Source organism: Amphibacillus cookii (genome assembly GCF_016908375.1).
GTDB lineage: Bacteria > Bacillota > Bacilli > Bacillales > Amphibacillaceae > Amphibacillus_C > Amphibacillus_C cookii.
Map to the genome: position 1 here is coordinate 117,468 of NZ_JAFBDS010000001.1, position 23,863 is coordinate 141,330.

Here is a 23,863-nt window from a genome sequence, read left to right on the forward strand (position 1 = left end):
GGTCATTTAGTGGACTATAATCGATTAGGAAAGACAGGTTATAATATCAGCCAACTAAGTTTTGGGACATGGGCAATTGGCGGTTCATGGGGAAAAACCAATGATAAAGAATCTTTACGTGCTTTAGAACGTGCCATTGAAGCAGGTGTCAATTTCTTTGATACTGCTGATGTCTATGGAGATGGTCATAGTGAGCGTTTGTTAGCTAAGGCAACAAAAGGCAAAGAAAAAGACATCTATATTGCTTCAAAGTTTTGCCGTGCAGGTGATATCACTGACCCAAGCACTTACTCGGAGCAATTAGTAACGCAATATTTGGAAGCTACATTAGAGCGACTTGAACGTGAAACACTAGATTTATACCAAATTCATTGTCCGCCTTTTGAGATATTAAAGGATGGGCAAGTCTTTGAAGTCCTTGATAAACTTAAAGCATCTGGGAAAATCCGCCACTATGGCGTGAGTGTCGAGACAATTGAGGAAGGTATGTATTGTCTAGAAAATGAAAATGTCAGTACGTTACAAGTTATCTTTAACATGTTACGTCAAAAGCCACTCACTGATCTGCTACCTAAAGCCGTAGCGAAAGATGTAGGGATTATTGCACGTGTGCCATTGGCAAGTGGTTTATTAACAGGTAAATTTAACAGTAACCACCAATTTGAAAAAGACGACCACCGTCATTTTAATAAAGATGGTCAGGTCTTCAATGTTGGTGAAACCTTTGGTGGATTAACTTTTGAAAAAGGTGTTGAACTGAGTAACCGGCTTAAATGGATCACCGAAGGACGCGGGAACATGGCTCAAGCAGCGCTTAAATGGGTGATGCAACAACAAGGTGTTTCTACTGTGATCCCAGGTTTTAAAAACGTAGCTCAAATAGAAGATAACTTGGCAGCAATCGATGTGCCTGAATTTTCTTCTACAGAATTGCAGCGCATTCAATCTTTTTATATAACTGAAGTCGATCAACATATTAGAGGTGCGTATTAAAATTAAGCAATACACCTGAATGATCTCCAGGATATAGAAAACAAGCACATTGATCGCTTAATGTGCTTGTTTGACTTGATTGACAAGTGCTTTATCCATCCATCTCTTACTTCTCCATCTTGACCACATCAATGTTGCCCTCACCCATTCATCTGTCAACATCGCAAGCCAAATGCCAGGTAGTCCCAAGTTTAATGTGATACCGAAGAAATAAGCGAGTGGAAGACAAACGCCCCACATAATTAACATGCCTATTACAACAGGAAAGCGAGCATCTCCTGAAGCCCTAAGAGCACTAATAATCACCAGGTTGGAGGTTCGTCCTGGCTCTAGAATAAGCGTAATAACAAGAATCGTTCCTCCTAGTGTAATAATAGCTGGATCATCAGAAAAAAATCCGAATAAGTGCTGGCCAAAGATCGCTAGTATACTTCCAATTGATAATGACACAGCCATTGCGTAACGCAAACCAATGAACATATGATGATAAGCTTCTTTTTGTTTGCCAGCCCCAACAAGCTGACCAACAAAAATTTGCATGCCCTTTGAAATCGACATTGAAAAGACCGTCATAAATCCCATGAAATTTTGGGCATATACTCGAGTAGCTAGTGCCGTTGCACCTAAGGATGTGACAAAGATGGTGATGATAATTTGACTAATGTTATAAGAAAGCTGTTCTCCAGCGGCCGGTACGCCAATATGTAGAATTTTGCTAAGATAACTTTTTTCTAATGTGAAGAATGCTTTAAACCGTAGTTTAATCGGCATGCGTTTAACCAGTATGATAAATAAACCAATCATTGCTAATAGGCGCATTGAAGCTGTTGCAATAGCTACCCCTGTTACCCCAAGTTGAGGGACCCCAAACGCACCGAAGATAAACAAATAATTGCCAAAAATGTTTAATAAATTCATAATTAAGACGACAAACATCACATCTTTTGTGTGCCCCATTGCTTGTAAAGTAGCAGAGATGGTTAATATAATGGCTTGGGCAAACAAAGCTGCACCGACAATTATCATATAGGTTTCGGCAAATTCCAAAAGCTGTGGTTCAAGTGAAAACAAATTTAAAAATTGTTTGCGAAAGCTAACAACCGTTAAACTTAGTAAGACCCCGAAACTTAAGTTAACGGTTATTGCATGAGCGATTGTTTTTCTTACATCTTTGGGTTGGTTGGCACCAACGAATTGGGCAACAACGACTCCAGATCCCATCGCCGTAAAATTAAATAAAACAAAAGTAAACATCATCACTTGGTTGACGACACCGATTGCAGCTACCGCTTGGTCAGATATATAACTTAGCATAAATACATCGGAAAATTGCATAATTGCCTGTAAAAAAACCTCAATAAATATTGGCCAAGTAATGAGTAAAAGCTGTTTTTTAGCTGACTGTGTCTCTAAATTTGTTAAGCGCTCCATCACGATTCTCCAGTTTCTTTTTATATTGTAAACGCTATTATACCATGTTTGTTTGCTATTTTATTTTTTTCATGAGGAAAAGATAAAATTTTAACAAAAGAAGTAAAAATTTTAAAGTATCAACAATAACAAAAGCTAATTGTTTTAGAAAAAATGATGAGAAAATCTGCGTATTTATAAGTTTAATATTTGAAGAGGCGTGGTAATATTTTTATGAAAGCTAAATAAACTCAATACAGGAGGTGTCAATGATGGGAAATCTATTTCCTCGTAAACGTGATGTTTTTGATTGGTTGCCAAGTTTTTTAGAACGCAACCATGATCAGTCGTTATTTGATTTTGATGTACCAAAAGTCGATGTCAAAGACAAGCGAGATCACTACGAAATTGACGCAGAACTTCCTGGGTTTGACAAGGATAATATTGTTGTCGAGTACAAAGACAACTTCCTTACGATTGAAGGTCGACAAGAACAAAGTATAGAATCAGAGCAAGATGACTTTGTTCGTCGTGAACGTGCCTATGGTTCATTCAAGCGTCAATTATATGTTGGTGACATCGATGAATCACAGATTAAAGGTCAATTTAAAAATGGCTTACTCACATTAACTGTACCAAAGTCACCGCAGATCAATGGAGATAACGATGCATATCGAATTGACCTTGAATAATTAGTCTATTCCCCTCCCCACCTACGTTAAGGTGGGGTTTTTCACTTATCGATAATGTTCGAATCTATCATAACACTCAAGCAAAAAATGCTTACCGGCATAAAACGTAGGCGTTTCGTTGTCCCACCACTGATGGTAGTTGAGTATCGGAACATTAGCGTCCGTTATCACCCCCCCTCAATCGATTGACCTCTGTTCTCTATTTTGAGGTGGGGTTTTACGGATGGTTATCTGTGATAAATGAATGGCTTAAATCGTTATATTTAGGGAATAGGAATAACATGACATGATATAAAGGAGGATTAAGAGTGAAGAAGATCATCAACCAACCGGATCAAGTGGTTGATCAAATGTTAAAAGGATTTGTTTATGCTAATGGAGAGCTCGTCAAGCGTGTCCCGAATACAACGGTTATTGTTCAAAAGCACAAAGAAAAGAACAAAGTTGCTTTAGTCAGTGGCGGTGGTAGTGGTCATGAGCCCGCACATGCGGGGTTTGTTGGAAAGGGAATGCTGACAGCTGCTGTGGCTGGGGAAGTATTCACCTCACCTTCACCTGATCAAGTGCTAGAAGGCATTAAAGCAGCAGATAATGGCGCAGGTGTATTGTTAATTATTAAAAATTACACGGGTGATGTCATGAATTTTGAAATGGCAAAAGAATTAGCTGAAGCAGAAGGGATTGTAGTTGAACAGTTAATTGTTGATGATGATATTGCTGTTGAAGATAGCACCCATACAGCCGGTAAACGTGGGGTGGCTGGAACGGTGATTGTTCATAAAATACTTGGAGCAGCTGCGGATTTGGGAATGTCCCTGACTGACATGAAAGCATTAGGAGATGAGCTAGTTAAACAAGTGAAGTCGATTGGTGTGGCTTTGACAGCTGCCACTGTACCAGAAGTAGGAAAGCCAGGGTTTTCACTAGCCGATGATGAGATGGAGTATGGTGTTGGGATTCATAGTGAACCTGGTTATCATCGAACAAAGGTTAAGAGCTCATCGGCTATAGCTGAGGAATTAGTCAGTAAATTAAAACAAGCCTTTGATTTTCAAAGTGGTGAAACATATGGTTTGCTCGTTAATGGCTTAGGAGCGACCCCGTTGATGGAACAATATATTTTCCTTCATGATGTAGAAAAACAGTTAGCAAACGAAGACGTATCCGTAGCTTTTAAAAAAGTCGGCGCTTTAATGACATCACTTGATATGAACGGGGTGTCACTCACGCTCGTTAAATTAGAACAGGACTGGTTGAAACTTTGGCAACACCCTGTAGATGTGACAGATTGGTAAGGAGGAATGAATGTGTTAACGGTAGATAATACAAAAGCATGGTTAGAACGATTTGCTGATAAGATTGAGACAAATAAAGCTTATTTAAGTGAGTTAGATAGTGTGATCGGTGATGGTGATCACGGCAATAACATGGCTAGAGGCGTAAAAGCGATGAAAGAAAAGCTTTCAGAAGAGGATTATGCTCAGCCAGAAGAGGTATTAAAAGATGCTTCGATGGCTCTGCTATCAAAAATTGGTGGTGCTTCAGGCCCACTTTATGGCAGTGCTTTATTAGCGATGTCTAAACAAGCAGGCCAAGATTCAGCTGATCTTCATGCCATCATAAAAGCAGGGCTTGAAGGGATTACAAAACGAGGAAAGGCAGAAGTTGGAGAGAAGACAATGGTTGACGTTTGGTCCCCAGTTGTTGAACACTTAGCTGAAGGAACCGTCACCATTGAAGATGTTCAAGACAGTGTTGAAGCGACCAAGGAGTTAAAAGCATCAAAGGGAAGAGCTTCTTATCTTGGTGAGCGGTCACTAGGTGAATTAGACCCGGGTGCGGTGTCAAGTGGCTTTTTGTTTGAAGCGATGATTGAAGGAGAGATAATTGATGAGTGATATTGGGATTATCTTATCGTCACATGTCTTTGAACTGGCTGAAGGTGTCTATCAATTGTTACAAGAAACAGCACCTAACGTTTCGATTACGTATGCTGGTGGGACCGATGACGGTGAGATTGGATCAAGTTTTGAGCAAATTACAGCAGCGATTAAAGAAAACGAAGCGGATCATTGCTTTGCCTTTTATGATTTAGGAAGTGCGAAGATGACAATGGAGATGGCAGTAGAAATGACAGACAAGACAGTTGAGGTAATGGATGTTGCCTTTATCGAAGGTGCCTATACAGCAGCATCGTTACTGTCAGGTGGAACTGACTATGACGATGTGGTCGAACAGTTAAAACCGTTGACGGTTAAATAATAGATGGTGAAGAAGGAAGAGGCCGAATGAAATCATTTGGTCTCTTCTGTATTGTATAGAGGAGCAAATACGATGTTACTATTTTAGTAGCTACAAACGGATTAACCAATTGAAAAATTTAAACACTCCTCTTTTTCTGCATTGTTAGGTGAAATGTTCTAGATCATACGCCTGGTAAATGAAAAAGTCTCATCTACCTCCCACTTTTTCCTCATTTTACACGAATTAACAGTATTCATCTGTTAAAAAACAAAGATTTCCGATAAAATAATAACGTGAATAGGTTTGACTGAAGGAGGATGTTTATGAATCCAAGGTATTGTTTTGTGATACTAGGCTTTAGCCTACTATTTATATTAGGAGGGTGCTTATCAATGGATGATGAAAATCAAAAGACAACATTAGAAGATCATAATGACGATGATTACTATATGCGTGTTCAAGACTATACCGGTGAAGAATATACACTGGCTAATGGTAGCCGAACCAACCAAATCGCTAATGATAATCAAGAGCTTGTCGAGGAAGCGGTGATCCGTTTTTTTGTGGAAGAATACAAAACAGAAGTGATTGTTCATAATATCGTTGGTAATGTCGACGGAGCAACGGTTTTTGTTGAATCTGTTGGTGAACCGCATTTTTATTCTTATGCGATTATCCCGATTGATGTAGAGAATGAACAAATTATGGTTGAACAGGTTTGGTCGCAGGAAGGGCAAGTAGAAAATGCGATTGTAACAGGGTTATATGGTTTGGTTTATCAAGATGAATTTGCAAACTTAGATCATGTTTTAGAGGATATATTAAAGGAATATAGTATAGTTGGTCATACAATGGGAGCTGTAGCTAATACCGGTGGAAGAGGCTATGGCAATCCATACTATTTTGTACAAGTGTCAAATAGTTCTGTTTTTGAAGAGGTGTGGAGAACTTACTTGAATGAACCATCAATAAGTAGAGAGGAATGGATGGCTTTATTTGAAGAATTGAATTTCAACGGAGACTCTATTTCTATAGGGATGCACCTTTTTATGGAAGAAAAGAATGTTGAGCCTGATCAAGATGCATTAGATGCGATTGCTACTGCGATAGAAGAGGCAGATCAAATTCCAATTGGGACGTATTCAATTTCTCTACATGATAATAAAGTGAGTAAGAGCTCAGGTCGAGGGAGTAAAGAGAATTCAATTGATCGTTCATACCCGAATGATATTATAAAGGAATAGGTGTGGATATATGTCTAGTAGTATAGAAGAAGTGAATCAAATGACTTCAGATCAAGATTTAGTTCAGATGGCTGGTTATCATGCTTATCGTAGACTTAACAAGTATGACCGTTTTATTGTAAATGATACGGATTATAGGGTTTTGGATGTTATTGCAGATACTAAAACTGGATTAGATGCACTAACGGTAATAAATCTAGAGAATAGAGAAGTGACGGTAGTCTATGTCGGCACGGATAAAGACCAGATGCAAGATATTATCACAGATATTCGCTTACTTAGTGATATTGACGTACCACAACTTGAGGCAGCGCAAGAATATTTTGATGACATGAATGATAAATATGGTGTCGACTCGATGACCGGGAATTCATTAGGGGGTGCGTTAGTAGGTGCGGTGGCGGTTGAACATCCAGATGTTCGGGCGGTAACATTAAACCCTGCCCTTTTGCCTGATGGGATGATCGATCCCGATCAAACGTATGACCAAGTCACCAACTATTTTAGTAGCTATGATGCTTTAACCAATACATTAACCGCATTGGAGTTTGATACGCGCATTCCGGGTAAGCATTATGAAATTTATAATGGAGTACCGATCAGTTTCGATAAAATTGGAGCGAACCATACCGGCTATTTGCGAAATGATCAAGGGACACAATATTATAAGATTCGTGAAGAAGGCGAAGCGGGTGCTGGGGTGATTCATATTGCCGCGGATGATCATATTGTTACGAGTCTTTGGACCGGCTTACCGCTTTATGGTGAACGATCTGAGCGGATTAAGATTAATGCTGAAAGTCTATTAATGCTTGCGGCGGGTTTAGAAACGTCAGTGGCTGATCGACTTGAGTTGTCGCATACATATTTAGGAAATGCTGTAGATATTGTGAAAGATGTCGGGGAGCAAATGACGGAACGAACGTCACAATTACAGACGACGTTTGAAGACTTAGTTGAACAGGAGGCGGGGCATTCTTTTTTTACTGGCATTGCCTCACTTGGCACGAAAGCTAAAAATGAGACAAGCTACTTATTTAATTTATTAGATGAGGCGGAATTGGAGAGCAACCTTTTATCCAATGTACTTGACTCGCCACCTGGTAAATTATTTGATTTCTTGATTACCAAGAGCCTGAATGTTTTCCAGCTATTTCGTGAAATGTCGGGTGGATTGTGGTCGTTTAGCTCTGGCATTGAAGAATTAACAACAGCGTTTGATACGGTTATTCACCAAACCCTACCAGAATTGTTACAAGACACGCTCCGTCGTAAAGATGCGGTGGTTGAAAAACTGGATACGCATTATGAGATGGTGTTAGATAATAGTCAGCGGTTGCACGATCAATTAGATAGATTAGGTGCTCAAGTCAGTCAAACAGCCGAAAATTTCACAGGACGTGATTTTCAAATCGCGACATCGATTCAACATCAAACGAACGCCATCACAGATTTGGTAAAGATACCGACACTTGATCCGTATTATTTTGAAGATAATGATGTGATGGAAGATGAAAAAGCCCTTAAAGATCAACAAGCTGACTTGGCATATACCTTTCTTTCTGAACAGGTCTCGAATTTAATTGCACCTATCTTATCTGGATTATCTGTGGCTGCGCTACTTGTTGAATTGAGGGCCCAGTCGATTGCTCGCATGGTACGAGGCACCAGCGAATTTTTCTTTAAAATGACAGTGCCAGGTGCAATTATTAGCGTGTTTACTGATTATGATGATAAAGTTCGTGATTATATTTGTAAAACATTAGCCCCCCTTGATGAATTAGAGGCAACGATTAAAGGGGTGCGCCTTGGGGTCAATCGTTTAAGAGATAATTTCCCTGAATTATTAGCTAACTTTCGGCCATATATCGAAAATGCCATTTTTGCCAATCATAGCTATGCCGATGTCTATGCTTATAATGGGGCAGCGATTGCGATTTTAAAAGAAATGCAACGGTTATTTGATGATATTGTTTACCAGTTGGGCGGGCATGAAGCGCATGCGATTGAGGCCTTAACGCTGAATGCGGTGCGAATGAAGAATAACATGGGGATGCTGCAAGAGCAAGTCGAGCGCGTGACGTTTTTTTAATAAAAAGAAAGCTATTATGATAGAGCAAGCTATTCATGGAGTAAAAAGGTCTGGTTCTAATATTAGACCTTTTCAGTTTATCACAGCTAACCGTCTGTAAAATCCTCCTCAAAATAGAGAGTAGAGCAAATCGATTGAAGTGAGTGATAACAGACGCCATGTCCAGATTCACTAAACGAATCTTCAATTAGTGGGCGAAGAACGAAAATGCCCACTAATTGAAGGTTCATTTTATTTTTTAATTTGATATGTTCAGTCAAATTAAATCGCTTATTAAAACAGAAGTGAAAGACGACGACTCCAGCGGGAACCGCACGCGTCTGAAGATCCACTTTAGAAGCGCTCTTAGCTTCACACAGTGGAATATTAGACTAAATCCGTCACCTCGTGTGACAACGTCTAATTGACCTACATCCTGTAGGCCCGAGACCGTGCCCCATAGCCGTCATCTTACTTATGAACGAACTTTCAAAGCAGTATAGATGAATATTTGGGTTTTGCCAAAGCTTATTGTTTTTTAACTTTGTTGATTGGAGAGGAAGGCATTCGACTCCTGCGGGAAAAGCGAAGACGATGAGACCCCACAGTGAGCGTTCTGTGCGAACGAGGAGGCTCAGCGCGAGCCCGCGGAAAGCGAATGCCTGGATCGCAAATCAACAGCCACTTTTAACAGCGTAACATTTTTAAAAAAGCAATAAAGTGGTTTTTACTAATCATGCACCGAATTGGAAAATAATATAATTTCGTGTAAAAATTACGCTCTAGACTTGCTTTTTCTGTAATTGATCCTTAGCTTGACGGCTATGGGCCGTGCCTGTGGAAAGCGATCGTCTGTAACTGGAGTGAGTACAAAATACTTTAATTAGGAAATAACGCTATAGGTTAGTTTTTCAGTTGTCTCGACAGTATCAGTCGAAGATCCACTTTAAGGAATGTTAGACTAAAAACGTCACATCGTGTGACAACGTCTAACTGATCAAACATCCTGTTGACCCGAGGCGATGCCTCAGGAAAGCAAGTCCATTGATCGACGGAGCGCGTCAACACACTTCTCCTTAGATATGTTTATATATTAGCATCCTTGTTTAGCGTTAGCGCAAGCCATTATGAAATCCACTCGAATTGAAAAATAAAATGAAGAAAATTTTGGTTTAGAGTTTTACCAAAAAGCATGCTATGATAAGAATCAATACAGCATTTGATTAACTGTGTTGGTTAGGGGGATGAATAGGATGACTGCTTTAACAAAAGTCTTAATTGTTGATGATGAACTATTAATTAGACAAGGTATCATCCATTATATTAATTGGGGAGAAGAAGGATTTGAGCTTATTGGTGAAGCATCGAATGGTAAAGAGGCCTTGACGATGATTGCAGAAAATAAACCTGATGTTATTATTACAGATATGGTTATGCCTGTTATGAGTGGAACTGAATTTATCACAAAAGTGAAAGCGCTTTATCCAGAAATCGGGATTATTGTCTTGAGTAGCTATGGTGATTATGATTATGTAAGAAATACGTTTCAGAGTGGTGTAACGGATTATATTTTGAAGCCTAAATTAGACAGTACCAGTTTACTTGCCGCTTTAGAACGGGTGATTGGCGAGAATGAAAGGCAAAGGCGACGATCAAGTCAGGGAGCGATTGATCAAAAGCAATTACTTAAAACACCTTTAAAAAAATTATTAGCAGGATATGAATTATCGGAACAAGATAAGCGGTCACTTGATTTCTTTAAACAAGATCAATTTGCCCTTGTTGAGGTTCACTATTCAAATTCGATTGACATTGAAGGCGTGATAGACGCTGTTATTACACGGGTTAATGTGATCAATAATGTTATCTTGACGAAAACAAATACAAGTTGTCAACTATTGCTTAATCTGTCAAGTGAGATTTTTTCTGAATTCCTTACTTTACTGGAAAAGGAAGATAGCAGTCAGCAACAAGAAAAATGGTTGATATCTGGTCTGTTTGATCAGTTAGACAGGCTGAAAGCGATCAATCAGCAGCAGATGGCTATGCTCCGAAGTTATCGGTTTTATTTAAAAGATCAGACGCTTTTTTATTATGATCACTTACCAAAGCCAATTATTCCAGAAGAATCGTTTGATTTAGATTATTTTACTGAGTTATTAAAACATAAGAAATTTGAATCGGCATTTTATAAGTTGGATCGTTACATTGGTGCATTGCAATCTTTTTATACGTATGATCCCGACCAGCTTAAAAGTTTTTTAGGGAATATTATTTTTAATACGACGGTTTTATTAAGCATGTTGGATTATCATATGGATCAGCTGGAAAAAGACAAATATCATTACTTTAATACCATTAATAACGCGACTTATTTTGATGAAGCGATTGGTTCATTCACTCAGTACATTGCTGCCGTTAAGGCGATGATTTCAGGGAAGGAAAAAGCGTCCCAAACGGGTCGTATTCATCAGCTATTAACCTATATAGATGAGCATTATTCTGAAGCATTGAGTCTAACATCACTTGCTGATCATTTTCATTTTAATCCATCCTATTTATCGAGTTACTTTAGACAACATCATAATGTGGGGTTTAGTGATTATTTAACAAAAGTGCGGGTCGATCATGCAAAAGAATTATTGGGTAATCAAGAACTTTCAATTGCAGAGGTTGGTGCAATGGTAGGTTACACTGATCATAGTTATTTCTGTAAAGTGTTTAAAAAAAACACCAATAAATCACCAAGTCGTTATCGGAGAGATGCAATAAAATGAGGCAGATAATTGCAAAAGGTAAAGATATAATGATAAAAAATGGCTTATTTATTAAACTGTTTAGTGTAACCTTGATTAGTATTATTCTCGTCTCAACGTTGATTACATTAAGTACGATTCGTGTTTCAACAAATTTATTTTTAGAAACATTTAGTATTACAAATTCTAAAATTATTCAACAAATCACTTCACAATTTAATCATTTTAGTGCAACAGTTGCTACAACTGTGAATCAAATTGAGAATAATGGTGTCATTAAACGGGTTCTAAATGAAGAAGACGACGATTCTGTTACATTAGCGGGATCGTATTATCAAGTTAATCAAGAGCTTGAGCGCATTTATACCAACTTGCAAACGTTTGATGCGAACTTAGTCGTGTCTGGTAGAAACCAGCATTTGTATAATATGAATTATATTTATTGGCCAGTTTCGAAACCGTATATTGAATCGTTACGTATAACAGAAAAAGCACATGCCTCTCCTCACGCATTAACTTATCATGCAATGGAAACAGCTGTTATTGAAAATGATCGGGTCATTGTTGCTGTCAAGGCACTTACCGAGCGGCTATCTGATTATATTTATGGAACGGTCTATATTTCGATTAGGGAATCACAGCTACGTGAGTTTTATCAAGGCTATACGAGTGAGGGCAATGATGTGATTCTCATTGATCAAACGGGTCAAATTGTTTCAAGTAGTCAGGCAGGTTTAATAGGGACAGAAGAGCATGATTTGTTAGCTATAGCAGAGTCGACTTATCTGTCAGATCAAGAACATACAGAAGTGGAATGGGGGAAACGCGACTATTTACTTCTAACAGAATATTTACCGGGCTTTGATATGTACTTGGTCAATTTAATTGACCGTCAAATGGTTGTCCGTAGTTTAATAAATACGGGAGAAATTTTATTAATTAGTGTCGTTATTATTTTATTCGCACTCGGTATGGTGTGGTTTGTCACGAGACGAATAACGAAATCATTAACCCGATTAGTTAAGCAAATATCTAAAATAGCTAAGTATAATTTTAGTGAGCGGGTCACTGAGGAAGGCGGCTACGAATCAAATCAGATTGCTAAAGCGTTCAATCATACGTTAGATGAGCTTGAGACTTATGTTGGCATTGTTCTTGAATCACAGAAAAGACAAAGAAATGCTGAATTGAAATCATTACAACACCAAATTAATCCACATTTTCTCTATAATACGCTGACAACGGTTAAGTTTATGGTGATGCAAGGTGATCCAGAACATGCGATGTCTACAATTCATGCGTTAATTACTTTGTTACAAAGTACTTTGGGTGAAGTGAGTGAGACGGTAACAGTTGAGCAAGAACTAGAGAATACCAAGAACTATGTTACGATTAATCAAGCGCGCTATGGCGAACGGATTAAAGTTAATTATTTTATTGGTCCCGACTGTCAATCCTTACATTTACCAAAGCTCGTACTCCAACCTTTTATAGAAAATGCCTTCTTTCATGCTTTTAATAAGAAAAAAGATGGGTTTATTCAAATTCTTATCCGCAGACATGGAAAGTTTTTATACGGTGAAGTAGTGGACGATGGTGATGGTATGGTGATTAATAAAGATAAGTTCCCTACTAAATATAAGAAAAAAAGTCAATTGTTTAGTGGGATTGGCATGCGGAATGTTCATGAACGGATTCAGCTGTTGTATGGCGATCAGTATGGTGTTGAAGTGACCAGTGAATTAAGCAAAGGCACGAAGGTAACGATTAAGTTACCAATTATTGAAAGTAGTAAATAAATCTAAAAATAGTTCAAATTCTAAAGAAAGTCCAATTCTATTAAGTGGTAAGGTAGGTTTCTACTAAAAAAATGACTATTTATTTTCTAAAGATCGTGCTAACGATCTTTTTTTCTTGACGTTATACTTTATTTATAGCGTAAGTAAACGCTTACAACAAAAGGAGGGTTAATGATGAAGAAAGTCGTATTCATGATATTGACAATTATGATGGTGGCCGTATTGGTAGCTTGTGGAAATGGTGATGAGGATTCAGTTGATGATCAGGAAGCTAACGATGAGACGGAAGGCACTACAAACGGTGAAGGTGAAGCCATTACCGCTTGGGCGTGGGATCCGAATTTTAATATTCGTGCTTTAGAATTAGCTGATCAAGCTTATGATGGTGAGGTTGATTTAGAATTAGAAATTATAGAAAATGCTCAAGATGATATTGTTCAACGCTTAAATACAAGTTTAAGTTCTGGTACGACACAGGGGATGCCGAATATTGTTCTAATAGAAGATTATCGTGCACAAAGCTTTTTGCAAGCTTATCCAGATGCGTTTTATCCATTAACAGACTATATTGATGTCGATGCATTTGCTGATTATAAAATTGAAACAACAAGCTTAGATGGTGAGCAGTATGGTTTACCGTTTGATACAGGTGTAGCCGGTTTGTATATTCGAACCGATTATTTAGAAGAAGCAGGTTATAGTGTTGATGATGTTCAAGATATTACATGGGCTGAATATATTCAAATCGGTGTAGATATTAAAGAAGCGACCGGAAATAATATGCTTACCCAAGACCCAAGTGATTTAGGATTAATTCGTATGATGATTCAATCAGCAGGGACGTGGTATTTTGAAGATGATGGTTCAACACCTAATTTAGCTAATAACCCAGCGTTGGAAGCAGCGATGCAAGCTTATCGTGAATTAATGGAAGCCAATATTGTTAGCATGGTATCAGATTGGAGTCAATTTGTTGGCGCGTTCAATGATGGTGATGTGGCAAGTGTGCCAACAGGCAACTGGATTACACCGAGTATAACAGCAGAAGAATCACAATCCGGTAATTGGGCCGTTGTACCGTTTCCTAAGCTAGAAGTAGAGGGGGCAACAAATGTAACAAACTTAGGCGGAAGCTCCTGGTATGTACTTAATTCAGATGGTAAGGAAGCTGCTGCGACATTCTTAGCTAACACATTTGGATCAAATGAAATGTTCTATCAAGACTTAATTGATGAAATTGGTGCAATTGGTACGTATTTACCTGGTATGCAAGGAGAGGCTTTTGAAGAAGGACATGAATTCTTTGATGGTCAATCGATTGTTGCTGATTTCTCTGAATGGACGGAAGCTATTCCAGCCGTCAATTACGGCATGCACACGTATGCCATTGATGATATTTTAGCCGTTGAATTGCAAAACTATTTAAATGATAAAGAGCTAACAGACGTGTTGGAAGATGCACAATCTCAAGCAGAGACACAATTAAGATAACTTATTAAACCACAAGCACAATGAGAACAAGTTTGGTTGTGACTTGTGGTTTTATCTTTATAAATGGGGGGGCAAGCAGGTGAATAAGTTATTAAAAAAGAACAATATTGGTTGGTTATTTGTACTTATCTCTATTGTCGGTATTTCATTGTTTTATTTCTATCCAATGATTGATGCCTTTTTACTATCGTTTCAATCAGGGATGGGGGCTAATTTAGAGTATACAGGATTAAATAATTGGTTGCGCCTCTTTGATGATCCAACGTTTATCAGTGCATTAACAAATACGTTCACTTATTTAATCGTACAAGTGCCTGTTATGATTATTCTCGCTTTGGTATTTTCTGTCATGTTAAATGATCCAACGCTAAAGTTTCGTGGTTTTTTCAGAACCGCCATTTTTTTACCTGCGGTCACATCCTTGGTAGCATATTCCGTTATTTTTAAATATATGTTTAGCGGTAATGGTATCGTTAATCAGTTTTTAATCAATCTATCGATTATTTCAGAACCTATTAACTTCTTAACGGACTCTTTTTGGGCAAGAATTGTTATTATATTAGCGATCACTTGGCGATGGACGGGGTATAATATGATTTTCTATTTATCTGCTTTACAAAATATTGATCATTCCATTTATGAAGCGGCACGAATCGATGGTGCTTCAAGCTTTCAACAGTTTACTAAAATTACCGTACCGATGTTAAAACCGATTATTTTGTTTACGACCATTACATCAACAATAGGAACACTCCAATTGTTTGATGAAGTGGTTAATATTACAGGTGGTGGACCGGGTAATGCAACGATTACGATTTCACAATATATTTATAATTTGTCGTTTGAATACACGCCGAACTTTGGTTACGCAGCGACTGTGTCTTACGTTATCGTAATTCTCGTTGTGATACTGTCTGCCATCCAATTTAAAGTGGCAGGTGATAAAGAATGAAAAAATTTAAACGAATATTGAGCTATACGTTTTTGTCGATTGCTACGATCATTTCGATTTATCCATTCTTTTGGATGGTGGTAAGTAGCACGAATGCATCTGTCGATGTTACAAGAGGCAGACAGTTACCAGGCACACATTTAATTGAAAACTTAACCAATTTATTTGACCAAGTTAATATTGTTACTGCCTTAACGAATTCAGCTATTATTGCTGTATTATCAACTTTCTTGACGTTACTGATTGCTTCATTAGCAGGTTATGGATTTGAGATGTATCGGAGTCGTGGTAAAGATATTGCCTTTAATATTCTATTACTATCAATGATGATCCCGTTTGCTGCTATTATGGTGCCACTCTATCGTTTGTTTGGTCGGATCTCTCATACAGCACCACTTATCGGTTTAGATACGTTAGCTGCCGCGTTCTTACCAACCATTACAACTGCCTTTTTTATCTTTTTCTTTAGACAAAACACGAAAATGTTCCCTAAAGATTTGATCGAGGCAGGGCGAATTGATGGATTAACGGAACTTGGGATTTTCTTTCGGATTTATATGCCAACAATGAAGACGACGTATGCGGCTGCAGCTATTATTGCATTCATGAATAGCTGGAACAACTTTTTATGGCCACTTGTTGTCTTACAATCACCAGGGAAGCAAACAATTCCACTATTAATCTCTAATTTAGGTTCAAGTTATTCACCGGATTATGGCATGATCATGTCGGCTATTACGATTGCCACTCTACCAACAGCACTTGTTTTCTTCTTTATGCAGAAGCATTTCGTTGCAGGAATGATGGGATCTGTTAAAGGTTAAACAATAGAATTTTTGATGAGGAGGGCGTTTTTTTGCCAATCTATTTTCATGAAGACCAGAAAGTCTTTCATTTGCAGTCAAATAAAGTTAGTTACATTTTTAATGTATTAGAAAATGATCAGTTAGGTCATTTATACTTTGGCAAACGGTTAATTGATAGAGATGACTTTAGCCAACTGTTTTATGTCGAAGAGACACCGAATACGTGCTTTGTGCCGGAGAAAAGCAACCATTTTTCACTAGATTTGATCAAGCAAGAGTATCCCTCATATGGAACGACTGATTTTAGGGAGCCTGCCCATCAAATTACTCAACAGAACGGTAGCCGTATCACCGATTTTAAATATGTCGATCACATTATCTTTAAAGGGAAAAGAAAGTTGGCAGGTCTTCCGGCAACTTATGTGGAAGATAATCATGAAGCGACAACGGTTGAGGTGAGACTGTTTGATCAAGAATTGGGTACAGAATTAACACTAAGCTATACCATTTTTGAAGAAACAGCTGTGATTGCGCGTTCAGCTCATTATCATAATAAAGGTGATCAGACGTTACAATTAAATCGCGTCATGAGTGGCAGTTTCGATTTAAATGGCCATCAATTTGATTTGATTCATTTGTCTGGCTCATGGGCTAGAGAAAGGCACATCAAGAGAAGAAGATTAACTGCTGGAATCCAAAGTGTTGCAAGTACGAGAGGTACAAGTAGCGCCCAACATAATCCATTTATTGCTTTAAGTCGACCTGAGACAACGGAACATCATGGCGAGGTGTTTGGGTTAAACCTGGTGTATAGCGGGAACTTTCTTGCTCAAGTTGAAGTTGATCATTACGATAAGGCGCGCGTCATGATCGGGATTCATCCATTTGATTTTAATTGGCAACTTAAACCCGGTGAACCGTTTCAAACGCCGGAAGTGGTCATGGTCTATTCGGCTCAAGGTTTTAATGGTATGAGTCAAGCATACCACCGCCTTTATCGCAACCGACTAGCTAGAGGACAGTGGCGGGATCGCCTTCGCCCAGTATTGATTAATAACTGGGAGGGAACGTATTTTGATTTTACAGAAGCAAAGATTATTGAAATGGCTAAAGCAGCCAAACAATGTGGTGTTGAATTATTTGTCCTTGATGATGGGTGGTTTGGTAAACGTGATGATGATACAACCTCATTAGGGGATTGGTCTGTCGATAGGCGTAAGTTGCCACATGGGATTGGTGGGTTAGCCCAATCGATCCATGATTTAGGGATGAAGTTTGGGCTTTGGTTTGAACCGGAGATGGTGTCACCCATTAGTGAGTTGTATCAAGCACATCCAGACTGGGTCATTCAAGTGCCAAATCGTGTCAAGTCGCATGGTCGTCACCAATACGTGCTTGATTTTTCTAGGGATGATGTCGTTGATCATTTGTACCAAGTGATGGCTGATGTTTTGAGTGAGGCATCGATTGATTACGTCAAATGGGATATGAACCGATATATGACTGAGATTGGCTCTTTGCAATTACCTGCTGATCAGCAACAAGAATTGCCCCACCGATATATTCTAGGCGTCTACCGTTTATACGAACGGTTAATCGAGAGCTTCCCTAATGTATTATTTGAATCGTGTGCAAGTGGTGGGGCACGGTTTGATCCAGGGATACTTTATTATGCACCACAAGCATGGACCAGTGATAACACGGATGCAGTTGAACGTCTCTTTATTCAACATGGGACATCAATGGTTTATCCGCTTTCGATGATCGGAGCCCATGTTTCTGCCGTACCTAATCACCAAACAGGGCGGATAACGCGTTTAGAGATGCGAGCAGCTGTCGCTTATTTTGGCATGTTGGGTTATGAATTAGATATCACGACATTAACAGACCAAGAGAAGCAACAGATTGCCAATCAGATTCATTTTTATAAAGAAAACCAGACCTTGATTCAAACTGGACAATTCAGTCGACTAATGAGTCCGTTTATCGAGGACGGCAATCAAGTCAGTTGGCAAATTTTATCGGAGGATAAGTCAGAATTACTGGTGGGTTACTATCAAATATTGTCTCGCCCTAATCCGGCGTTAAGACGGGTACAACTGGTTGGCTTGGATCCTGAAGCCTGTTATCGATTAGCTGGAACAGACCAACACATGTATGGCGATCAATTAATGGAAGTAGGTATCGAAATCGACCGCTATACGGATCAATCAGGTGCTCATGATTTTCAAGCACATTTATTTAAATTGAATCGAATATAAGGAGAGATTAAGAATGACAGCACATTTAAAAAAATATAAATATACCCCTCCTAAAAATGGATATCCTGAATGGAATAACAACCCGGAAATCTTTGCATTGAATCGTAGCCAAGCACATGCCACATTGATGCCTTACCCAACGATTGATTTAGCAATGGCCATGCAGCCTGAACAATCCCCTTACTATCACTCGCTGAATGGTAAATGGGCATTTCACTGGGTGAGCGAGCCGTCACAAAGAAACGAAGGCTTTCATCGGGTTGATTACTCAGTAACGGATTGGGATCAGATCAAAGTCCCGAGTCATTGGCAATTACAAGGTTATGATTATCCGCAGTATACCAATACCACTTATCCATGGGTAGAAAAAGAAGATATTACTGCACCGTTTGCACCAACAAATTATAACCCGGTCGGTCAATATGTTAAACATTTTGAGCTGCCCGAGGATTGGATCGGGAACCCTGTTCATCTCCACTTTGCTGGTGTTGAATCGGCATTTTATGTTTGGTTAAATGGTGATTTTGTTGGTTATAGCGAAGATAGTTTCACCCCAGCTGAGTTTGACTTAACGCCTTATTTAGTGGAAGGTACGAATAAATTAGCGGTTGAAGTGTATCGTTGGAGTGATGCAAGTTGGCTTGAGGATCAAGATTTCTGGCGATTGAGTGGGATTTTTAGGGATGTTTACTTATATCAGACCCCTCATGTCCATATCGCGGATTTCTTTGCTAAGCCGACATTAGATTCAAGTTATAAAGATGGTGAATTAACGGTAGATATTAGGATTCACGATTATTTTAAACAAGGCATGACGGTTACCGTTAAAGCAATGGTTTATGATGCAAATAAGCAACCGATTTTAGCTGAACCGATGTCATCGATAATTTCTACAGATGAACGTCAGACGACACAAGTGGTTTTGAATACGACAATAGATCAGCCGTTACAATGGAGTGCGGAAACCCCTCATTTATATACGCTTGTTTTAAGTTTAGAAGATCAAAACAATCGGTTGATCGAAGCGGAAAGTTGTCAAGTTGGCTTTCGGCGCTTTGAATTAAAAGATGGTTTAATGAAAATTAACGGACAGCGCATCGTATTTAAAGGAACCAATCGACATGAATTTGCATCTGACAAAGGGCGAGCGGTTACGCGAGAAGATATGATTAAAGACATTCAGTTGATGAAACAATTTAATATTAACGCCGTTCGAACGTCACATTACCCGAATGCTCCATTTTGGTATGAGCTGTGTGATCAGTATGGCCTTTATGTGATTGACGAAGTTAATCTTGAAACGCATGGTACTTGGGAATATGGTCAAACAGCGCTTAATGATACAGTGCCGGGGAGTAAACCTGAATGGACGGAAAATGTGCTTGATCGTTGTCGCTCAATGTTTGAACGGGATAAAAATCATCCATCGATTGTGATCTGGTCATTAGGAAACGAATCGTTTGGTGGTGATAACTTTTTGAAAATGCATGACTTTTTTGCTGAGCGTGATCCTTCACGACTTGTTCATTATGAAGGGGTATTTCATTATCGACAGTCTGAACGCGCCTCAGACATTGAGAGTACGATGTACATTTCCCCAGCTGGCATCGAGCAATACGCCAAACAAGCAACAGATCAAACGAAACCTTATATTTTATGTGAGTATAGCCACGCGATGGGAAATTCATTAGGGAATTTCTATAAATATACAGAGCTGTTTGATCAGTATCCGATTTTACAAGGCGGATTTATTTGGGATTGGAAAGATCAGGCCTTACGAACAGATACGCCATCTGGTACGCCTTATCTTGCTTATGGTGGTGATTTTGGTGAGTCACCACATGATGGTAACTTTGCTGGTAACGGTTTAGTGTTTGCAGATGGTTCGATATCACCAAAACTTTATGAGGTCAAACGTTGTTATCAAAACGTTGAATTTAAAGTGGTCGACTTAAAAACAGGTCAACTAGAAGTCATTAATAAATTTTTGTTTACGAACTTGGCAACCTATCAAATGCACTGGATTTTAAGTCGTGAAGGAGATCGCGTTGATTCAGGCGAACAAGCGATTGACCTCGAGCCTGGCAAGAAAAAAACGATTCAGCTCGATTATCGTGTTCCTTCGGATGCGAAAGCAGAGTATGTATTAACGATTCAATTGGTTGAAAAACAAGAAAAGAAATGGTGTCAGCCAGGTCATGAAATTGCTTTTGATCAATTTATAGTACCAGTTGCCGCTCCAACACTTGACCAAGAAGAACCTCCAGCTGGCCAACTTGATGTCGACCGTCATGAGCATGAGTTAGTGATTAAAGGAAGCCAGTTCTCTGTCGCTTTCAATACAAATACGGGATTACTCTCATCATATGAGGTCAATAACGAGCCATTGCTTAAAACCCCATTGACGCCTAATTTCTGGCGTGCTATGACTGATAATGATCGTGGAAATGGACTTGATCAACGGAGTAAGACGTGGTACGTAGCCAGTGAAGGGAGAATGCTAAAGCAACTTACTTATCAAATATTTACGGATCATGTTAAAGTCTCGAGTCAATTTATTTTACCAACGGCGTACGATTCATATCTTTATCTTGACTATGTTATCAGTGGCGACGGTGAGGTGAAGGTAGACTATCTTCTCGAACCCGGTGAGGCTTTACCTGAAATTCCACAAATTGGGTTAATGTTCACTATGTCCAATACATTTAATCAAATGAGCTGGTATGGAAAAGGCCCACACGAATCGTATTGGGATAAGCAAAAAGGCGCAAAAATAGGCTATTATCAAGGTTTGGTTGCTGATCAATATGTTCCTTATTTAAAACCACAAGAATGCGGGAATAAAGTAGGGGTGCGTCATGGGAAATTGGTTAATAAAGCAGGTTACGGGATCATCTTGAAAGGGATGCCTACATTTGAACTTAATGTTTTACCGTATACACCAGACGAACTAGAAAAAGCCGATCATGGTTATCAACTACCTGAAACCGATCATACGGTTGTCCGTGTTAATTTAGCCCAAATGGGTGTCGGAGGAGATGATAGTTGGGGACAACGCACACATGAAGATTTCACCTTATTTGCTAATCGCACGTACCGTTATCGTTTTTGTTTGAAAGCCATAAATGTAACCGTATAAAACGGAGCTGCAATTAGCTTTGGGTGTTATTCACCAACCGCTTGGTCCCGAACATTAACGTCCGTAACTTCTAGCCAAACTAGACGACCTCTACACTTTTAGAGGCGGGTATGATATGAATGGTTATCTAGGATGATAAAAGGGGCAGTTACTTCACTTCTCGAGTAATTGCTCCTTTTTATACGTGTGAAAGAACAAAGATGTGTCTTGAAGACGATGATTTAGCAGGTGAGATAGGTGTAGGATCCTGTGGGAGTAGCTCTAGCCACGCCAGGGGGAAGTGAACATAGTTTATAAAAAACGAAAATTAGATTTACACCATGTAGATCATGAAGACAGCGGAATGGCGTCTCAGCATAAGAAATGTCTTATGCTAGTCGTGTCACATCTTCTTTGCTTTATTTCGTGCGCAAAATAAGAACTTCGCATGAAAACTAGTTACGATCGCACGCAAAGTGAGAACTTCGCATGAAAACTAGTTGCGTTCGCACGCAAAGTGAGAAATTCGCACGAAAGCTAGTTGCGTTCGCACGAAAAATCGAGAAATCGCATTCAGTATAAACCCCCACTCTAAGTGGAGATAAGCAAGGGTTGAGACTTCTGCGGGAATAGGATGAGCTGAAGATCCACTTGAGGCGTGATCTTTGCGACTCAAGTTAGCTGAAGCCATCCCCGCGAAAAGCGAATTCCTTGCTTTCGGAACGACATAACGTGCTAAACGTATGACTAGGTGGCATGCAGGTAATATCCATGCAGAACTAAAGTCAACAAGCCTATTGAATACCACATCTATTGAACACGATCAAGGTTGAATGACTATTTCAGTGTGCATAAGAACAAAAGATATGATTTTAGCCGTGAGCAATTCGTTTTGAAAAAATATAATAAGAAAACGATTTCAGTTTTTGATTGACAATTTTCCAATGAAAAGATAAAATTATATTGGAACCGGTACCAATTACTTTTAACATGTTAGAAGGGAGGCGCTATAATGTTTTTTGATCTCAAATATGATTATACATCGATGCCCAAATCGAAAGCGTTATCAAATGGAATGAAAGTCATTAAGGGAGATATGAAAAATATTAGGGCGCGAATTGAACGAGAAGATATTGTCTATCAAAGGAAAAACGGAAAAAATTTAAGGATTCGATTCGTTTATCCTGATTATTTTCAAGAGCAACGCAAATATCCCCTTGTTTTTCATATTCAAGGATCAGCATGGCTTGAACAAAACTTAAATGGGCATCTTCTTGATTTAAAAGATATCGTTACAAGTGGTTATATCCTTGCCATTGTTGAATATTTACCGTTGCCATTTGGTAAATTTCCAAGCCAGATTGAAGACGCAAAAATGGCGATGCGATATTTGCAAGCACATGCAGAAGAATTGATGATTGATATGGATAATGTTTTTCTTTCAGGGGATTCAAGTGGAGGTCATACCGCTTTACTTTCTTGGGCAACATGGAATCAATCATTACTAGACGCCTCTAATAATGTCTTGCCATCGATAAAAGGGTGTATTGATTTATATGGTGTGGTTGACTTAGTAAGTATTGCTGATGCGGAGTCTGCAGTTGATCATACCCAATCTACGAGTCCGGAGGCCCAATTGATTGGGGGAAAGATTCCAAGTCAACATAAGGATGATGCGGCTAAGGCATCAGTTAGTTATTATTTACATGAAGATGTGCAAAATAGCCCGTTACTCATTATCCACGGAAATAAAGATACGGTTGTGCCATTTGAACAAAGCGTTCAGCTCTATGAAGCATGTAAAAAAGCAAACAAAACAGTAGAATTCTTTTGCGTTGACAATGCCGATCATGGTGGAAGTGTTTTTTACTGTGATGAAGTACTCCAAGTCATCATTGATTTTTTGAAAAAGTATACAAATCGATAAGAGAAAAATGAAATAATCTTTTACGGTTCTGTGGTAAACTATTAATGATATAATGCGCTTAATAATCGGATTGACCATTAATACTTTTCACAGGAGGTA

17 protein-coding genes are annotated in these 23,863 nt (G+C 38.8%); 15 read left to right on the top strand and 2 right to left on the bottom strand.

Features of this window, described 5'->3' with window-relative positions:
* Positions 1-9: 9 nt before the first annotated feature.
* Positions 10-993, top strand: a complete 984-nt coding sequence (locus JOE23_RS00495) for an aldo/keto reductase (protein WP_204435329.1) — start codon at positions 10-12, stop codon at positions 991-993.
* Positions 994-1,050: 57 nt separating this feature from the next.
* Here the strand turns inward: JOE23_RS00495 and JOE23_RS00500 are convergent, their stop codons facing one another.
* Positions 1,051-2,424, bottom strand: coding sequence for an MATE family efflux transporter (locus JOE23_RS00500; RefSeq protein WP_204435330.1), 1,374 nt, complete (start codon positions 2,422-2,424; stop codon positions 1,051-1,053).
* 251 nt (positions 2,425-2,675) lie between these two features.
* Between JOE23_RS00500 and JOE23_RS00505 the strand changes: the two genes are divergently transcribed.
* The 6 genes from JOE23_RS00505 (at position 2,676) to JOE23_RS00530 (ending at position 8,675) form a co-directional block, all read left to right on the top strand.
* Positions 2,676-3,095, top strand: coding sequence for an Hsp20/alpha crystallin family protein (locus JOE23_RS00505; RefSeq protein WP_204435331.1), 420 nt, complete (start codon positions 2,676-2,678; stop codon positions 3,093-3,095).
* A 308-nt stretch (positions 3,096-3,403) separates the two neighbouring features.
* Positions 3,404-4,390 carry a dihydroxyacetone kinase subunit DhaK gene (gene dhaK, locus JOE23_RS00510; RefSeq protein ID WP_204435332.1) on the top strand — a complete coding sequence of 329 codons (987 nt, stop codon included), beginning with the start codon at positions 3,404-3,406 and terminating at the stop codon, positions 4,388-4,390.
* Between the two features lie 6 nt (positions 4,391-4,396).
* Positions 4,397-4,993, top strand: a complete 597-nt coding sequence (dhaL, locus tag JOE23_RS00515) for a dihydroxyacetone kinase subunit DhaL (protein ID WP_239585192.1) — start codon at positions 4,397-4,399, stop codon at positions 4,991-4,993.
* On the top strand, positions 4,986-5,357 hold the full coding sequence (gene dhaM, locus JOE23_RS00520) for a dihydroxyacetone kinase phosphoryl donor subunit DhaM (RefSeq protein ID WP_204435334.1): 372 nt from the start codon (positions 4,986-4,988) through the stop codon (positions 5,355-5,357). The genes dhaL and dhaM overlap by 8 nt, the downstream gene beginning before the upstream one ends.
* A gap of 374 nt (positions 5,358-5,731) precedes the next feature.
* Positions 5,732-6,583, top strand: a complete 852-nt coding sequence (locus JOE23_RS00525; RefSeq protein ID WP_204435335.1) for a DUF1672 family protein — start codon at positions 5,732-5,734, stop codon at positions 6,581-6,583.
* A 10-nt stretch (positions 6,584-6,593) separates the two neighbouring features.
* A complete protein-coding gene (locus JOE23_RS00530) occupies positions 6,594-8,675 on the top strand; it encodes an SA1320 family protein (protein WP_204435336.1) in 2,082 nt (693 codons plus the stop codon).
* An 86-nt stretch (positions 8,676-8,761) separates the two neighbouring features.
* Here the strand turns inward: JOE23_RS00530 and JOE23_RS00535 are convergent, their stop codons facing one another.
* Entirely contained in the window at positions 8,762-9,007 is a 246-nt protein-coding gene (locus JOE23_RS00535) for a hypothetical protein (RefSeq protein WP_204435337.1), read from the bottom strand.
* A gap of 900 nt (positions 9,008-9,907) precedes the next feature.
* Here JOE23_RS00535 and JOE23_RS00540 point away from each other — a divergent pair.
* From JOE23_RS00540 to JOE23_RS00575, 8 genes are all read left to right on the top strand, one after another.
* Positions 9,908-11,431 carry a response regulator transcription factor gene (locus JOE23_RS00540; protein ID WP_204435338.1) on the top strand — a complete coding sequence of 508 codons (1,524 nt, stop codon included), beginning with the start codon at positions 9,908-9,910 and terminating at the stop codon, positions 11,429-11,431.
* Positions 11,428-13,209 (top strand): cache domain-containing sensor histidine kinase, encoded by a 1,782-nt coding sequence (locus tag JOE23_RS00545; protein WP_204435339.1) that lies wholly within the window; start codon positions 11,428-11,430, stop codon positions 13,207-13,209. The genes JOE23_RS00540 and JOE23_RS00545 overlap by 4 nt, the downstream gene beginning before the upstream one ends.
* A gap of 174 nt (positions 13,210-13,383) precedes the next feature.
* Complete coding sequence (locus JOE23_RS00550) at positions 13,384-14,700, top strand: ABC transporter substrate-binding protein (RefSeq protein WP_204435340.1); 1,317 nt, start codon at positions 13,384-13,386, stop codon at positions 14,698-14,700.
* A gap of 79 nt (positions 14,701-14,779) precedes the next feature.
* The gene (locus JOE23_RS00555) at positions 14,780-15,652 is read left to right on the top strand and encodes an ABC transporter permease subunit (protein ID WP_204435341.1); all 873 of its coding nucleotides are present in this window, start codon (positions 14,780-14,782) and stop codon (positions 15,650-15,652) included.
* Positions 15,649-16,476: a carbohydrate ABC transporter permease gene (locus tag JOE23_RS00560; RefSeq protein WP_204435342.1), complete on the top strand. Its 828-nt coding sequence runs from the start codon at positions 15,649-15,651 to the stop codon at positions 16,474-16,476. Before JOE23_RS00555 ends, JOE23_RS00560 begins: the two co-directional genes overlap by 4 nt.
* A gap of 32 nt (positions 16,477-16,508) precedes the next feature.
* Positions 16,509-18,719, top strand: a complete 2,211-nt coding sequence (locus JOE23_RS00565) for an alpha-galactosidase (RefSeq protein ID WP_204435343.1) — start codon at positions 16,509-16,511, stop codon at positions 18,717-18,719.
* 13 nt (positions 18,720-18,732) lie between these two features.
* On the top strand, positions 18,733-21,858 hold the full coding sequence (gene lacZ, locus JOE23_RS00570; protein ID WP_204435344.1) for a beta-galactosidase, LacZ type: 3,126 nt from the start codon (positions 18,733-18,735) through the stop codon (positions 21,856-21,858).
* Between the two features lie 991 nt (positions 21,859-22,849).
* Positions 22,850-23,764 carry an alpha/beta hydrolase gene (locus JOE23_RS00575; RefSeq protein WP_204435345.1) on the top strand — a complete coding sequence of 305 codons (915 nt, stop codon included), beginning with the start codon at positions 22,850-22,852 and terminating at the stop codon, positions 23,762-23,764.
* Positions 23,765-23,863: the final 99 nt, after the last annotated feature.

What these genes read in the sequence shown, in the direction of transcription:
- JOE23_RS00500 (WP_204435330.1), bottom strand. Translation starts at nt 2,424, where the DNA reads ATGGAGCGCTTAACAAATTTAGAGACACAGTCAGCTAAAAAACAGCTT.
- JOE23_RS00505 (WP_204435331.1), top strand. Translation starts at nt 2,676, where the DNA reads ATGGGAAATCTATTTCCTCGTAAACGTGATGTTTTTGATTGGTTGCCA.
- dhaL (WP_239585192.1), top strand. Translation starts at nt 4,397, where the DNA reads ATGAATGTGTTAACGGTAGATAATACAAAAGCATGGTTAGAACGATTT.
- dhaM (WP_204435334.1), top strand. Translation starts at nt 4,986, where the DNA reads ATGAGTGATATTGGGATTATCTTATCGTCACATGTCTTTGAACTGGCT.
- JOE23_RS00525 (WP_204435335.1), top strand. Translation starts at nt 5,732, where the DNA reads ATGGATGATGAAAATCAAAAGACAACATTAGAAGATCATAATGACGAT.
- JOE23_RS00530 (WP_204435336.1), top strand. Translation starts at nt 6,594, where the DNA reads ATGTCTAGTAGTATAGAAGAAGTGAATCAAATGACTTCAGATCAAGAT.
- JOE23_RS00540 (WP_204435338.1), top strand. Translation starts at nt 9,908, where the DNA reads ATGACTGCTTTAACAAAAGTCTTAATTGTTGATGATGAACTATTAATT.
- JOE23_RS00545 (WP_204435339.1), top strand. Translation starts at nt 11,428, where the DNA reads ATGAGGCAGATAATTGCAAAAGGTAAAGATATAATGATAAAAAATGGC.
- JOE23_RS00550 (WP_204435340.1), top strand. Translation starts at nt 13,384, where the DNA reads ATGAAGAAAGTCGTATTCATGATATTGACAATTATGATGGTGGCCGTA.
- JOE23_RS00560 (WP_204435342.1), top strand. Translation starts at nt 15,649, where the DNA reads ATGAAAAAATTTAAACGAATATTGAGCTATACGTTTTTGTCGATTGCT.
- lacZ (WP_204435344.1), top strand. Translation starts at nt 18,733, where the DNA reads ATGACAGCACATTTAAAAAAATATAAATATACCCCTCCTAAAAATGGA.
- JOE23_RS00575 (WP_204435345.1), top strand. Translation starts at nt 22,850, where the DNA reads ATGTTTTTTGATCTCAAATATGATTATACATCGATGCCCAAATCGAAA.